The 13,104-nt window shown below is 72.8% G+C and carries 12 protein-coding genes; 4 read left to right on the top strand and 8 right to left on the bottom strand.

The window, feature by feature from the left end:
* Positions 1-81 precede the first annotated feature (81 nt).
* The 5 genes from HCC61_RS13960 to miaA all read right to left on the bottom strand — a co-directional run bounded on the left by HCC61_RS13960 (position 82) and on the right by miaA (position 6,795).
* Positions 82-1,491 carry a M1 family metallopeptidase gene (locus tag HCC61_RS13960; protein ID WP_346777186.1) on the bottom strand — a complete coding sequence of 470 codons (1,410 nt, stop codon included), beginning with the start codon at positions 1,489-1,491 and terminating at the stop codon, positions 82-84.
* 235 nt (positions 1,492-1,726) lie between these two features.
* Positions 1,727-3,928, bottom strand: coding sequence for an HD domain-containing protein (locus tag HCC61_RS13955; RefSeq protein ID WP_169135760.1), 2,202 nt, complete (start codon positions 3,926-3,928; stop codon positions 1,727-1,729).
* A 235-nt stretch (positions 3,929-4,163) separates the two neighbouring features.
* Positions 4,164-5,033 carry a diaminopimelate epimerase gene (gene dapF / locus HCC61_RS13950; protein ID WP_169135759.1) on the bottom strand — a complete coding sequence of 290 codons (870 nt, stop codon included), beginning with the start codon at positions 5,031-5,033 and terminating at the stop codon, positions 4,164-4,166.
* Between the two features lie 88 nt (positions 5,034-5,121).
* The gene (locus tag HCC61_RS30695; RefSeq protein ID WP_346777185.1) at positions 5,122-5,793 is read right to left on the bottom strand and encodes a hypothetical protein; all 672 of its coding nucleotides are present in this window, start codon (positions 5,791-5,793) and stop codon (positions 5,122-5,124) included.
* Between the two features lie 102 nt (positions 5,794-5,895).
* Positions 5,896-6,795, bottom strand: coding sequence for a tRNA (adenosine(37)-N6)-dimethylallyltransferase MiaA (gene miaA / locus HCC61_RS13940; RefSeq protein WP_346777218.1), 900 nt, complete (start codon positions 6,793-6,795; stop codon positions 5,896-5,898).
* Between the two features lie 302 nt (positions 6,796-7,097).
* Here miaA and HCC61_RS13935 point away from each other — a divergent pair, with 302 nt between their 5' ends.
* Together HCC61_RS13935 and HCC61_RS13930 are read left to right on the top strand one after the other, a co-directional pair.
* Complete coding sequence (locus HCC61_RS13935) at positions 7,098-7,319, top strand: hypothetical protein (RefSeq protein ID WP_169135757.1); 222 nt, start codon at positions 7,098-7,100, stop codon at positions 7,317-7,319.
* 51 nt (positions 7,320-7,370) lie between these two features.
* On the top strand, positions 7,371-7,595 hold the full coding sequence (locus HCC61_RS13930; RefSeq protein WP_169135756.1) for an antitoxin: 225 nt from the start codon (positions 7,371-7,373) through the stop codon (positions 7,593-7,595).
* A 186-nt stretch (positions 7,596-7,781) separates the two neighbouring features.
* Here HCC61_RS13930 and HCC61_RS13925 read toward each other — a convergent pair whose 3' ends face one another.
* The 3 genes from HCC61_RS13925 to HCC61_RS13915 all read right to left on the bottom strand — a co-directional run bounded on the left by HCC61_RS13925 (position 7,782) and on the right by HCC61_RS13915 (position 11,101).
* Positions 7,782-8,507: a class III extradiol dioxygenase subunit B-like domain-containing protein gene (locus HCC61_RS13925; RefSeq protein WP_169135755.1), complete on the bottom strand. Its 726-nt coding sequence runs from the start codon at positions 8,505-8,507 to the stop codon at positions 7,782-7,784.
* A gap of 51 nt (positions 8,508-8,558) precedes the next feature.
* The gene (miaB, locus tag HCC61_RS13920; RefSeq protein ID WP_169135754.1) at positions 8,559-10,082 is read right to left on the bottom strand and encodes a tRNA (N6-isopentenyl adenosine(37)-C2)-methylthiotransferase MiaB; all 1,524 of its coding nucleotides are present in this window, start codon (positions 10,080-10,082) and stop codon (positions 8,559-8,561) included.
* 113 nt (positions 10,083-10,195) lie between these two features.
* Positions 10,196-11,101, bottom strand: coding sequence for an oxidoreductase (locus HCC61_RS13915; RefSeq protein WP_169135753.1), 906 nt, complete (start codon positions 11,099-11,101; stop codon positions 10,196-10,198).
* 142 nt (positions 11,102-11,243) lie between these two features.
* Here HCC61_RS13915 and HCC61_RS13910 point away from each other — a divergent pair, with 142 nt between their 5' ends.
* Positions 11,244-11,834, top strand: a complete 591-nt coding sequence (locus HCC61_RS13910; RefSeq protein ID WP_169135752.1) for a TetR/AcrR family transcriptional regulator — start codon at positions 11,244-11,246, stop codon at positions 11,832-11,834.
* Positions 11,835-12,015: 181 nt separating this feature from the next.
* Complete coding sequence (locus tag HCC61_RS13905) at positions 12,016-13,008, top strand: TAXI family TRAP transporter solute-binding subunit (protein WP_169135751.1); 993 nt, start codon at positions 12,016-12,018, stop codon at positions 13,006-13,008.
* Positions 13,009-13,104 lie beyond the last annotated feature (96 nt).

Below are 13,104 nucleotides of genomic sequence, written 5' to 3'. Positions count from 1 at the left end.
TCCGGATTTGCACCGCACCCCCTGCGCCTGCGGGCGCACGGCGTCCCGGGCCCTCCGTCGAGGAGGGCCCGGGACGCGGCCTCACGAGCTGCGCCAGTCCGCGTGACCGGGCATCGGCGGTGTCTTCGCGCCGTACAGCCAACCCTTGAGGAACCCGGTGAGGTCCTTCTTGGCGACGGCGTTCACCAGCCGGACGAAGTCCGCCGTCGAGGCGTTCCCGTCGCCGTGCTGAGTGATCCACTCCCGCTGGAGACGTGCGAAGGCCTCATTGCCGATCTTCTCGCGGAGCGCGTAGAGCGCCACCGCCGAGCCGTCGTAGACGCTCCGGCGGAAGATGTCGATCTTGTTGCCGGGCTTCGCGGGGTGCAGCCTGCCGGGAGGCCCATAGGTCTTCCGCCAGCCGTCGGAGCTCTTGTACGCCTGCTTCACGCGCGAGGCCAGCGAGGGGCCCCCGCGCTCCGCTCCGTAGAGCCACTCGTACCAGGTGGCGTGGCCCTCGTTGAGCCACACGTCGTCCCACGTCTCCGGTGACACGCTGTCGCCGAGCCACTGGTGCGCGAGTTCGTGCACCATCACCGACTCCTTGTACCAGGAGGGCACCCTGTTCCCGGTGAAGAGATCCTTCTCGAAGAGCGAGAGCGTCTGGGTCTCCAGCTCGAACCCGGTGCTGGCGTCGGCCATGAGCAGCCCGTACGTCTCGAAGGGGTACGGACCCAGCCGCTGCTCCAGCCAGGCCAGCTGGCGCGGGGTCTTCTCCAGCCAGGGCCGCAGCTTCTCCCGGTCGCGCAGGGGCACGACGTCGCGCAGCGGCAGCCCGTGCGGGCCCTTGGAGCGCCGTACGTAGGACCGCCCGATCGAGACCTGGGCGACCTCGGTGGCCATGGGGTGTGCGACCCGGTACGTCCACCGGGTCTGCTCGCCGCGGCGCTCCTTGTCCGTCAACTGCCCGCCCGCGACCACGGTCAGCGCCCGGGGCGCGGTGACGTGGAAGGTGAAGCGGGCCTTGTCGGAGGGGTGGTCGCTGCCCGGGAAGACGCGGTGTGCGGCGTCGGCCTGGTTGGCCATGGCCAGCCCGTCCTTAGTGCGCACCCAGCCGCTGACGGCGGGGTCACCGGTGGGGCTCGTGTGCCGTACCACGACGCGCATGCGCTCCCCGCGGCGCTGGGTGCGGGAGGGGGTGACCACGAGGTCGTCCCCCGCGCGCTGGTAGCGGGCGGCGCGACCGCCGACGGTCACGGAGCGCACCTCGCCGGAGGCGAAGTCGAGGTTGAAGCGCGGGAGTCCGTCCCGTGCGGTGACGTCGGCCTCGATGACCGTACGGGCGTCGAGCGGGCGGGAGTTGACGCCTCCGTAGCGGAAGGAGATGTCGTAGGAGCGCACGTCGAATCCGGGGTTGCCGAGGTGGGGGAAGAGGCGGTCGCCCACGCCGAGCGGCTTCGGCGACGGCAGCGCCGCGCCGGCGAGCGCGAGGACTGCGCAGGCGACGGCCACGGCGGTACGGGCGGGGGTGCGGGAAATGGTGCGGGACGGCCGGCGGCGGAGGCGGCCGCCGTTGCCGGTGCGGGGGGTGTGAGCAGGCCCTTTCACTGCGCAGAACGAGTTCGCTGCGGGGGACGAGTCGACCATGGAAATAGTGCTATCAGCAGACCGACTGGCTTCCGGGCTGGCACAGCAGCGGCCCACCCGAAAGAAGTCCGGGTCCTGCCCTGGGCTCCGGGGGCTGCGGTCAGCGAGCCGGCACGGGCCTGGCGGCACGCGTCACGTCGTACACGCCGGGGACGCCGCGCATGGCCCGCATCAGCGCTGGAAGCCCTGCGGCGTCGGGGAGTTGGAGCGTGTACGTGTGCAGCACGCGCTGCTCGCGCGGCGGCTCCACCTCGGCGGACACCACCGTCGCCCCCTGTGCCGCGATGATCTCGGTCAGGTCGGCGAGCAGATGTGTACGGCCCAGGGCCTCGGCACGCAGCGTCACCCGGCACCCCGAGGCCCCCTGCTGCCAGCGCACGGGTACGGGACGCCGCCCGGTGGAGGTCATGCGGGCCACGGACTGGCAGCTGTCGCGGTGGACGGTGACGGTGCCGCCGCGCACCGCGAAGCCCGTGACGCTGTCCGGCGGCACGGGCGTACAGCAGCCGGCGAGGCGTACGACGGCCCGGGGGTCGTCCGCCACGACGGAGGCGGCGCCCTCCGCGGCACCGTGGGAGGAGCCCTCCGGAGCGCTCTCCCCGGTGAGGGGCGCATCGACGGACCCGGTCGCGCTCTCCGCGCCCGGACACTCCTCCCGGACGTCCGCGTCGTCGTCCGCCGGGGCGGGCGGCGACGGGTGCGCCGGCTCCGGCGCGGGCGGATGGGCCGCAAGCCACTGCCGGATGGCGATGCGCGCCGCCGGCGTACGGGCGTGCTCCAGCCACTCCGGCGACGGCCCGGAGGGCACGGCCCCCACGGCGGGCTCCATGAAGAGCTGCACGGCGTCGCCGTCCTCGAGGACCGTGCTCAGCGCGGTGAGACGCCCGTTGACGCGGACCCCGATGCAGCGGTGTGCCACCGAGCCGTACTGCGCGTACGCGGCGTCTACGCACGTGGCGCCCGCGGGCAGCGGCAGGGCGCCGCCGCCGGACGCGGGAGCGGCCGTGGGTGAGGCGCAGTAGACGGTGATCTCGCCGTCCTGCGACAACTCGTCGCGCAGCTCCGCCCAGAAGGTCTCGGTGTCGGTCGCGTAGCTCTGCCACTCCAGCAGCCGGGAGAGCCAGCCGGGACCGCCGGGCTCGGCGGCCGCCCCGTCCTCGTCCTCGCCGTCTCCGGTGAGGGCTGCCGTGCCGGCTGCCGCTCCCGGTGCCGGCGCCGCCGCGCGGTGCGGGTCTCCCAGGGCGATCACCCCGGCCTCGGCGATGCGGTGCATCTCCCGCGTACGCACGAGGACTTCGGCGACCCTGCCGTGCTCGTCGGCGAACGCCGTGTGCAGCGAGCGGTAGAGGTTGAACTTCGGCGACGCGATGAAGTCCTTGAACTCCGCGACGAGCGGGGTGAAGCACGTGTGCAGTTCACCCAGCACCGCGTAGCAGTCGGCGTCCTCCTCGACGAGGATGAGCAGCCGCCCGAAGTCGCACGGGCCCAACTCGCCTCGCTTCAGGCGCAGTCGGTGCACCGAGACGGTGTGCCGCGGCCGGATCAGCACCTGCGCGGCGATGTCCGCCTCGCGCAGCAGCCGCCGCACGGATGTGGCGACACCGGTGAGCGGATCCGGCTCCTTCGTGTGCTCGGCGATCAACTCCCGTGCCAGCTTGTGCTCTTCGGGATGCAGGATCGCGAACGTGAGGTCTTCCAGCTCGCTCTTGAGGGCCTGCACGCCGAGGCGTTCGGCGAGCGGAATGAGCACGTCGCGGGTGACCTTGGCGATGCGCACCTGCTTCTCGGGCCGCATCACGCCGAGGGTGCGCATGTTGTGCAGCCGGTCCGCGAGCTTGATCGACATCACCCGCACGTCGTTGCCGGTGGCCACGAGCATCTTGCGGAACGTCTCGGGCTCGGCGGCGGCGCCGTAGTCCACCTTCTCCAGCTTGGTGACGCCGTCCACGAGATAGCCGACCTCGTCGCCGAACTCCTCGCGCACCTGCTCCAGCGTCACGTCCGTGTCCTCGACGGTGTCGTGCAGCAAGGATGCCGTCAACGTGGTGGTCTCCGCGCCGAGTTGGGCCAGCAGCAGCGTCACGGCAAGGGGATGGGTGATGTAGGGGTCGCCGCTCTTGCGCATCTGGCCGCGGTGCGAGGACTCGGCGAGGACGTACGCGCGGCGCAGCGCTCCGAGGTCGGCGCCGGGGTGGTGCGCGCGATGCACCTTGGCCACATGCTCCATGGCGTCGGGAAGCCCGTCGCGGCGCGGTGCCTGGCCCAGCAGGGCCGCCCGGCTGAGCCTTCGCAGACTCTTCATGGCACCTCCCGTCGAGCCCCTCGAGCCCGTCGATCCCGATGAAGCAACCCCGGTCCAGGCCGGGGCCTGTGATGCTACCGACCCCAGCACACCCTGATGTCCGGGTCATGCGCAGCGTGAAACGGATCACCCGTCCGAGCGACGTTGTGGCGCCGCGCACTTGAGAGCGCGAATCCTGAACACCCCTCAGCTCGCCCGCTCTACGGGGTATGCGCCCCGCCGCCAGACCTGCTGCCTACGCGTGGAACAGGCCGGGGTCGACGGTCCCCTCGGCGACGATCACCGCGGGTCCGGTCATCTCGATCCCGCCGTCGGTCCGTTCCGTGATCACGAGGGTGCCGCCGGGGACGTCGACCGTGTACGTGGCGTCCTCGCCGTCGGTCGCGGGGTCGGCTCCGTCGCGCCGTGCAGCCGCGACCATCACGGCGCACGCGCCCGTACCGCAGGACCGCGTCTCGCCGGAGCCGCGCTCGTGGACGCGCATCGCCACGTGCCGGGTGCCGCGGTCCACGACGAACTCCACGTTCGTACCCGACGGGTAGGCGGCAGCGGGCTCCACGCCGGGAGCCTCCAACAGGCCTCCCGCATCCGCGAGATCACCGACGAAGGCGACCGCGTGCGGATTGCCCATGTCCACGTGCACCGCCTCCCAGCTCCGAGCGCCGGCCCGTACGGTCACGGCGCCGCCCGGCAGTGCGGCGGGCCCCATGTCCACCGTCACTCCGGAACCGTCCTCCGCCAGGTGTGTGCGCTTCACGCCCGCGCGGGTCGCGACGGCGACCTCCCCCGCCTTGACCAGGCCGGCACGCTCCAGGTGGCGCACGAAGACGCGCACGCCGTTGCCGCACATCTCCGCCACGGAGCCGTCGGAGTTGCGGTAGTCCATGAACCACTCCGCGTCGGCGGCCATCGCCCGCGCCTCCGGGTGCGCGGCCGACCGTACGACCCGCAGCAGTCCGTCGCCGCCGATGCCTGCCCGCCGGTCGCACAGCCGCGCGACGGTCTGCGGAGTCAGCTCCAGCAGGCCGTCCGGGTCGGGGAGGATCACGAAGTCGTTCTCGGTGCCGTGTCCCTTGAGGAACGGCACGGGCTGTGCGCCGGTCATGCCGCCGATCGTACGGGAGCGGCGCAGGTACGCATGCGCGGCACCGGGCCCCGGCCCCTGGGCCGCCCGCGGGCGGATGAGCGCCGGGTCAGCGCAGCCTTGCCACGCGCCAGACGGCGAGGAACACGACGGTGGCCACGATCACGGCGTACAGCGCGACGATCCGCCAGTCGGCGCGCTTTCCGGAGTCCGGCGCGGGCAGCCCCGGCCAGGACAGTCCGACGCGGCGGGCCGCCACCACGACCCAGCCCGCGGCGCAGCCGCAGATCAGCAGCCCGAGCATGGAGACCACGGCGCCCGTGCCGCCGCCCGGTTCGAAGGCCAGCGGGAAGGCGAACATCAGCGAGCCGAGCGCGCTCAGCACCACGATGGGCGCGAGCTGCCACAGCCGCAGCTTCCGCGGGGGACGCAGGTCCTGTGGTTCGACGGGGGTGCCGTCGGCCTCGGGGGGAGCGTCGTCGACGGCGCCGTCGCGGTCGTCGCCGCCCGCGTCCGGGTCCTCGTCCACGTCGTCGGTGTCGTCCGCGTCGTCGACGTCCAGGGCCTCACCGGAGGCCGGGCCGTCGTGCACGTGGTCCGCACGGCGCCCGCGGGTCGCCGAGGCGTCCCCGTTCTCCCCGTTGCCGTGGTTTCCGAGGGCCATGCCGGCGCCGTGGGCGTCGAGGTCCGTGAGGTCGTCGATGCGTCCGACGGTCCCGGCGCGCTCGGCCTCGTCGACGGCGGTCTCCTCATTGTCACGAGGGCCGGCTTCCATCGCCACCCGCCCTCCCAACTCCAACTGCACGGCTCCGATCGATGGTCGATGATGGCACGCCGGAACAGTCCCGGCGGACGCCCGGGACGTCCCGATGCCATCACGTGATCAGGCTGTGACCGCTTCTTCCAGCAAGGCCAGTGCCTTTCCGGTCAGTTCCGGACGGTCCCGCTCCGCGCCGCTCAGCCAGTGCACCCGCGGATCCCGGCGGAACCACGAATCCTGACGCCGCGCGAAGCGCTTCGTGGCCCGTACGGTCTCCTCGCGTGCCTCCCGCTCGGTGCACTCTCCGGCGAGCGTCGAGAGGACCTGCTGGTAGCCCAGCGCGCGGGAGGCCGTGCGGCCGTCGCGCAGCCCCGCGGCCTCCAGCTCCCGCACCTCGGCCACGAGTCCCCGCTCCCACATGCGGTCGACGCGGTCGGCGATCCGCTCGTCCAGCTCGGGGCGGGCGACGTCGACGCCGAGCTGGACCGTCTCGTAGACGGCCTCGTGACCGGGGAGGTTCGCGGTGAAGGGACGGCCGGTGATCTCGATGACCTCCAGGGCCCGCACGATGCGGCGGCCGTTGCTCGGCAGGATCGCCCGTGCCGCCTGCGGATCGGCCTCCGCGAGGCGTGCGTGCAGCGCTCCGGGGCCCTGCTCCGCCAGCTCCTCCTCCAGCCGCGCCCGCACCGCGGGGTCGGTGCCGGGGAAGTCCATGGCGTCGATGGCGCCCCGTACATACAGGCCGGAGCCGCCCACCAGGACCGGGACGCGGCCGGCCGCCAGCAGCCGGTCGATCTCGGCGCGGGCGAGCCGCTGGTACTCGGCGACGCTCGCGGTGACCGTGACGTCCCAGACGTCGAGCAGCCGGTGCGGGACGCCCTCCCGCTCGCTGCGCGGAAGCTTGGCGGTGCCGATGTCCATGCCGCGGTAGAGCTGCATCGAGTCCGCGTTGATCACCTCGCCGCCGAGGCGGCGGGCGAGGGCGACGCCCAGGTCGGACTTGCCCGCCGCGGTGGGGCCCACGACGGCGACGACGGGCGGGGCCGCGCCGCGGCGGGACGCGGGCGCCCCCTGGCCACGGGTCCCGGACGAAGGCGCGGGCGGGGATGCGGACGGGTCTGCGGCACTCACGCCGTCAGTGTCGCAAACCTCCCGCGGCGCTTCGGACCCGAACGGGCGACGTGACGGCGGACCCCCGGTTTCGTTGCCTGTTGCGAGGGCCCCGTACCCGGTTTCCGGGACGCCGGCGCCGCAGGCAGAGGGGGCGGCGCCCGTTCCCGGTGCGCCGGATCGCGGCCACGTTAGTAAGGTCGAGGAGTGTAGATATGGGCGTCTTTGCAAGACTTCTGCGCCGTTCTTCCGGGTCGCCACGGAAGCCGGCCGCCGGCGCCACGGGTGCCCAGGCCGGAGCGGACCAGGAGGCGAAGGAACAGGAGGTCACCGCGGTGACCGGAGCCGGGAGCGAACCCGAGGAGGTCGGCATCCCGAAGCAGCAGTCGGCCGACGGTGCAGCCGACAGCGATGCCGCGGACGACGCCCGCAACTGACCCGTAACCGAACTGCCACCGAGGCACGGGACGGAAGGGAAGGTGGCCGCCATGGGCTTCATGGACAAGGTCAAGGGAATGCTCGGCCAGCACAGCGACAAGGTCTCCAAGGGGATCGACAAGGCCGCAGGCATGGCCGACTCGAAGACCAAGGGGAAGTACAGCGAGCAGATCCGGTCCGGCACCCAGAAGGCCAAGAGCCAGGCCGAGAAGTACGGGCGTCAGGAAGGCGGCGGCTCCCAGGGCGGCGGCAAGGGACCCCAGGGCGGCTCCTGACCTCCTGACGGCGCCGGGTGCGGCCCCCGCCGCGACCGGCCGCGAACATGACGTGGGCGTGGCCCGCCGGATCCGGCGGGCCACGCCCACACGCGTCAGCTCATCAGGACGGCACCTCGACGGCACCTCGCGAGGGCACGCCTGGAGACGACGCCTCACGAGACGGGTCCCCGGAGTGCTGGGCGCTCAGGTCCAGCTCGCGACGAAGTAGCCCACCCCGTAAGGGGCTTCGTCGTAGAGCAGCCGGCCCGTGAGCCTGCCGCCCTTGCCCTGGCCTTCCGCGGCACCCGCGAGCAGCTGCCAGCACGAGCGCCCCGAGGCGTTCAGCTCGTACGCCAACTCCTCGTCCAGCGCGAGGAGTCCGGCCGCGTCGGCATCCCCGAGGGCGCGTGCCGCCGCCGCGTCGAAGGCCGTGGCGCGCTCGTCGAAGTAGCCGGGGGCCTTGACCGTACGGCAGTTGGTGCCGTCGCCCATCACCAGCAGAGCCACTCGTTCGGCGCTGTCCGCGAGTTGACGCCCCGACTCCTCGCACCGCTCGCGGCTGAGGGGCTCGCCCACGCCGAGGCCCTCCAGCGGTGCCGCGGTCCAGTCGGCGCGGGTCAGCAGCCACGCCCCGACGGCCAGCGAGGACGGCAACGGGCGGGCGTCCGCGGGAGGTTCGCCCTTGCCGAGCGATACCTCCAGATCCACCCCGTAGCCGAGGAACGAACCGCGCGCACCCTGAGGGTGCGGGCCCCGCGCGGCCTGGTCCGCGGGGCCTGCGACGACGAGACGGTCGGGGCGTGCTGCTGCGAGCGCGCCGAGTGCTTCGTCGCACGCGGCGCGGGCGGAGTCCATCTCCTGGGCCGCGCCTCCGGCGACCTCGGGAACGAGCAGGGGCGGACAGGGACATGTGGCGGCGGCGACAAGCATGGCGGGCAGCTTAACGCCGCAAGTCGCTCTGCGTAACCGGACGATCAGGACTCAGCAGGCGTGGCAGCCGCTGCCGCCCGCGTCGGCGGGCAGGGGCTCGGGCGCGCCGACGGTCGGCAGGCCCAGCATCACGCCGCGCGCTCCGGCGTCCGCCGTGGAGGGGGCGGCGTTCCGCGCCTCCCACGCGTCGCCCGCCCTCGTGCGCCGCACCGCGGAGGGCGGCGCCTCGGCGAGGAGGTGGTGGGGCGCCGCGTACGTGATCTCGACGGTGGCCATGTCGCCGGGGCGCACCGGCTCCTCGGGGCGGGCGAAGTGCACGAGGCGGTTGTCGGGCGCGCGTCCGGACAGCCGCTTCGTGGCGTCGTTCTTGCGGCCTTCGCCCTCGGCGACGAGCAGTTCGAGGGTCCTTCCGACCTGCTTCTTGTTCTCCTCCCAGGAGATCTCCTCCTGGAGGGCGACGAGCCGCTCGTACCGCTCCTGCACGGTCCGCTTCGGGATCTGCCCGTCCATCTCGGCGGCGGGCGTCCCGGGCCGCTTGCTGTACTGGAAGGTGAAGGCCTGCGCGAAGCGGGCCTCCCGCACGACGTGCAGCGTCTCCTGGAAGTCCTCCTCGGTCTCGCCGGGGAAGCCCACGATGATGTCCGTCGAGATCGCCGCGTGCGGCATGGCGGCACGGACCTTCTCGATGATGCCGAGGAAGCGCTCCTGGCGGTAGGAGCGCCTCATCGCCTTCAGCACCCGGGACGAGCCGGACTGGAGGGGCATGTGCAGCTGCGGCATCACGTTCGGCGTCGCGGCCATCGCCTCGATCACGTCGTCCGTGAAGTCCCGCGGATGGGGCGAGGTGAAGCGGACCCGCTCCAGGCCCTCGATGCGTCCGCAGGCGCGGAGGAGCTTGGAGAACGCCTCGCGGTCGCCGATGTCCGATCCGTAGGCGTTGACGTTCTGCCCGAGGAGCGTGATCTCCGTGACGCCCTCGGCGACGAGCGCCTCGATCTCGGCGAGGATGTCGCCGGGCCTGCGGTCCTTCTCCTTGCCGCGCAGCTGCGGAACGATGCAGAAGGTGCAGGTGTTGTTGCAGCCGACGGAGACGGAGACCCAGGCCGCGTAGGCGCTCTCGCGCCGCGTCGGCAGCGTCGAGGGGAACGCCTCCAGCGACTCGGCGATCTCGACCTGCGCCTCCTCCTGGACGCGGGCGCGCTCCAGGAGCACCGGCAGCTTGCCGACGTTGTGGGTGCCGAAGACGACGTCGACCCAGGGGGCCTTCTTCACGATCGTCTCGCGGTCCTTCTGCGCGAGGCAGCCGCCGACGGCGATCTGCATTCCGGGCCGTGCGGCCTTCTTGGGGGCGAGCTGGCCGAGGTTGCCGTAGAGGCGGTTGTCGGCGTTCTCCCGCACCGCGCAGGTGTTGAAGACGACCAGGTCGGCGCCGGCACCGGTGCCGCCGTCCGCGCCCTCCGCGCTCTCGGGCGCGCGTACGTAGCCCGCCTCCTCCAGCAGGCCGGCCATCCGCTCGCTGTCGTGGACGTTCATCTGGCAGCCGAACGTCCGCAGCTCATAAGTCTTCGCAGTCATCTCAGCCGACAGGGTACGCGCTCGGGCGCGGCGCACGCCCGCCGCTCACGGGCCGGTGAGCGCACGGGCGGCGCCCGGCTCCGTACGTTCAGCGGCGGCCCGCTCCCCGCGGATCAGGCGCGCCCGGTGGCGGTGGAGGTGAGCGGGAAGGCGACCCCGGTGAGGCTCTCGGAGAGGCCCCAGAGACGTTCGGCGTCACGTGCGTTGCCGGCTGCGCTGCTCCTGCCCGCGGAGGCGGGGTACCCACGGCTCTCCATCAGGCCGCCGGGTCCGGTGTAGCTGTTGCCGGGCAGCGGCTGGGTGGCGGCGTAGAGCGTGGGGAGCGCGCCCATCTCGTCCCGCTGGGCGAAGAGGCGGTTGCCGATCGCCATGACGGCCTTCTCCAGCTTGCTCGCGGCGTGCGACTGGAGGTTGGTCGCGGCGTAGCCGGGGTGCGCGGCATGGGCGGTGACGGACGATCCGGCGGCCTCCAGCCGGCGGTTCAGTTCGGCGGTGAAGAGGAGGTTGGCGAGCTTGGACTGGCCGTATGCGCGCCAACGGCTGTAGCCGCCGCGGGAGTTGAGGTCGTCGAAGGCGATGCGCGCACCGCGGTGCATGGCGGAGGAGACGGTCACGACGCGGTCGGTGATGTGCGGGAGCAGCAGGTTGGTGAGGGCGAAGTGGCCGAGGTGGTTGGTGCCGATCTGCATCTCGAAGCCGTCGGCGGTGCGCCGCTCGGGTATCGCCATCACGCCCGCGTTGTTGATCAAAACGTCCAGCGGTCCGTTCCACTCCTCGGCGAAGGAGCGCACGGATGCGAGGTCCGCGAGGTCGAGGCGGCGCACCTCGGTGCTGCCGGGCAGGGTGGCCGCCGCGGCCTCGCCGCGGGCGGTGTCGCGTACGGCGAGTACGACGTGGGCGCCGGCGCGGGCCGTCTCACGGGCCGTGACGAGGCCGAGGCCGCTGTTGGCGCCGGTGACGACGACTGTGCGGCCCGTCATGTCGGGAAGCTGCTGTGCGGTCCATGCGGAAGTCTTCATGCGGCGAATGTAGTCAGTGACAACATGCGTCGTCAACTCCCCGCGGGCTCCGCCTGACCGCCCCTGGCCGCGCTCCCCCGGCTACCCGCGCAAGCGGCTCTCACCCGGCGGCCGGCGTGCGGCGCTGGGCTACTCTGCCGCCATGTGCGCCCGCTCCTACCACCACGGCAACCTCCGTTCCGCCCTTCTCGCACGGGCCGAGGAGACGGTGCGGGAGCGCGGCGTCGCGGCGCTGTCGCTGCGCGAGCTCGCGCGCGAGACCGGCGTCAGCCACGGTGCGCCCCGGCGCCACTTCGGAGACCGCCAGGCGCTGCTGGACGCGCTCGCCGAGGAGGGGTTCGTGCGGCTCGGCCAGGACCTCGAAGCCGCCGTGCGCGGGGCCGAACCGGACTGCACCGCAAGGCTCCAGGCCCTCGCCCGCGCGTACGTGCGCTTCGCGACCCGGCACGCGGCGCTGCTGGAGCTGATGTACGCCGGCAAGCACCGCGAGGGAGCCGAATCCGTGCACGCCGCCGCGGAGCGGGCGTTCGCGGTCGCGCTCGGGGTCATCGCGGACGCGCAGGAGACGGGCGAACTCGTGCCCGGCGACCCGGAGTCCCTGGCCCAGGTCGCTCTCGCGACGCTTCACGGGCTGACCGCGCTGAAGGCCGGCGGGATGCTCGGCTCCGAGGACCTGGAGCCCGTCGTGTCCGACGCCGTCGGGAAGCTGCTGCACGGGCTGCGCAGGCGTTGACCGCGTTGACCGCGTTGACCGCGTTGACCGCGAGACCCGGAGCCACGGACGCGACCCGGCCGTGCGGCAGTCGGACACCGCCCGGCGAGCGCTGTGTTCCCACGTTCACGGCCTCTCGCGTCCCGGGCGCGGGACTGGCACGATCTCGCTCATGTTCAGCCTCCGCACTACCGCAGACCGCATGAGCGGCAGCCTCCGCCGCGGCATGCGGCAACCACTGCGCGTCGCCGGTGTACTGGCCGTCGTGCTGGGAGTGCTGCTGTGGTGGCTGATACCCGGCGGCGGCGCCTCCCCGGGCGGCACGGTCGAGTTCGCGACGGGCGTGCCCACCGGCGTGTACGCGCGCTACGGCAGCCTCCTCAAGGACCGGCTGCACCGCGAACTGCCCGACGTACGGCTGCGGTTGCTGGCCAGCGAGGGGTCGGTGCAGAACCTGGACATGGTCACCTCCGGCAAGGCCTCCTTCACCATCGCGGCGGCGGACGCCGTGGCCACGTACCGCGACGACAAGCAGCCCGGCGCCGAGCGCCTGCGCGCCTGCGCCCGGCTCTACGACGACTACATGCAGCTCGTCGTCCCGGCGGGCTCCCCGGTGCGCAGCGCGAAGGACCTCAAGGGGATGCGGGTCGGCATGGGACAGGAGCGCTCCGGCGTGAACCTCATCGCCGGACGGCTGCTGCGCGCCGCGGGCCTCGACGCCGACAAGGACGTGCACGCGGTGCACCAGGGCATCGACCGGATGCCCGACCTGCTGGAGAAGGACAAGATCGACGCGTTCTTCTGGTCCGGAGGCCTGCCCACCACCGCCATCGAGAACCTGTCCGCGAAGACCAACATCCAGCTCGTACAGCTCGGCGACCTGGTGGAGAAGCTCCACGCCCTCGAACCCGAGACGCGCCACTACCGCGCCGCGGTGATGCCCGCCGACGCCTATCCGGCGGTGCAGCAGGGCGAACCGGTCAGCACCGTGGCCGTGGCCAACCTGCTGGTGACGACCGACCGTACGGACACCGCGCTGACCGAGGGCATGACGCGCGCCGTGCTCAACAGCCGCGACCAGATCGGCGAGAAGGTGCACGCGGCGCAGAAGGTCGACCGGCGCACGGCGATATACACGACCCCGCTGCCGCTGCACCGCGGAGCGCGGCACTACTACAGGTCCGTCAAGCCCTGAGCCCCGCCCGGCAGTTCGTGGCCGCGTGACGAACCCCCGGCCGCTGCCCGCCGCCCGCGGGCCGTCGTCCCGGCGTGATGCCAATGCGCTGTCTGG

This window comes from Streptomyces sp. HNM0575, assembly GCF_012726265.1.
Lineage (GTDB): Bacteria > Actinomycetota > Actinomycetes > Streptomycetales > Streptomycetaceae > Streptomyces.
Note: the sequence above shows the minus strand (reverse complement) of the source record. Positions and strands in the feature narration are given on the sequence as shown.

Bases quoted from the DNA above. Each gene is read 5' to 3' on its own strand.
- HCC61_RS13955 (WP_169135760.1), bottom strand. From the start codon at position 3,928: ATGAAGAGTCTGCGAAGGCTCAGCCGGGCGGCCCTGCTGGGCCAGGCA.
- dapF (WP_169135759.1), bottom strand. From the start codon at position 5,033: ATGACCGGCGCACAGCCCGTGCCGTTCCTCAAGGGACACGGCACCGAG.
- HCC61_RS13935 (WP_169135757.1), top strand. From the start codon at position 7,098: ATGGGCGTCTTTGCAAGACTTCTGCGCCGTTCTTCCGGGTCGCCACGG.
- HCC61_RS13930 (WP_169135756.1), top strand. From the start codon at position 7,371: ATGGGCTTCATGGACAAGGTCAAGGGAATGCTCGGCCAGCACAGCGAC.
- HCC61_RS13925 (WP_169135755.1), bottom strand. From the start codon at position 8,507: ATGCTTGTCGCCGCCGCCACATGTCCCTGTCCGCCCCTGCTCGTTCCC.
- miaB (WP_169135754.1), bottom strand. From the start codon at position 10,082: ATGACTGCGAAGACTTATGAGCTGCGGACGTTCGGCTGCCAGATGAAC.
- HCC61_RS13915 (WP_169135753.1), bottom strand. From the start codon at position 11,101: ATGAAGACTTCCGCATGGACCGCACAGCAGCTTCCCGACATGACGGGC.
- HCC61_RS13910 (WP_169135752.1), top strand. From the start codon at position 11,244: ATGTGCGCCCGCTCCTACCACCACGGCAACCTCCGTTCCGCCCTTCTC.
- HCC61_RS13905 (WP_169135751.1), top strand. From the start codon at position 12,016: ATGAGCGGCAGCCTCCGCCGCGGCATGCGGCAACCACTGCGCGTCGCC.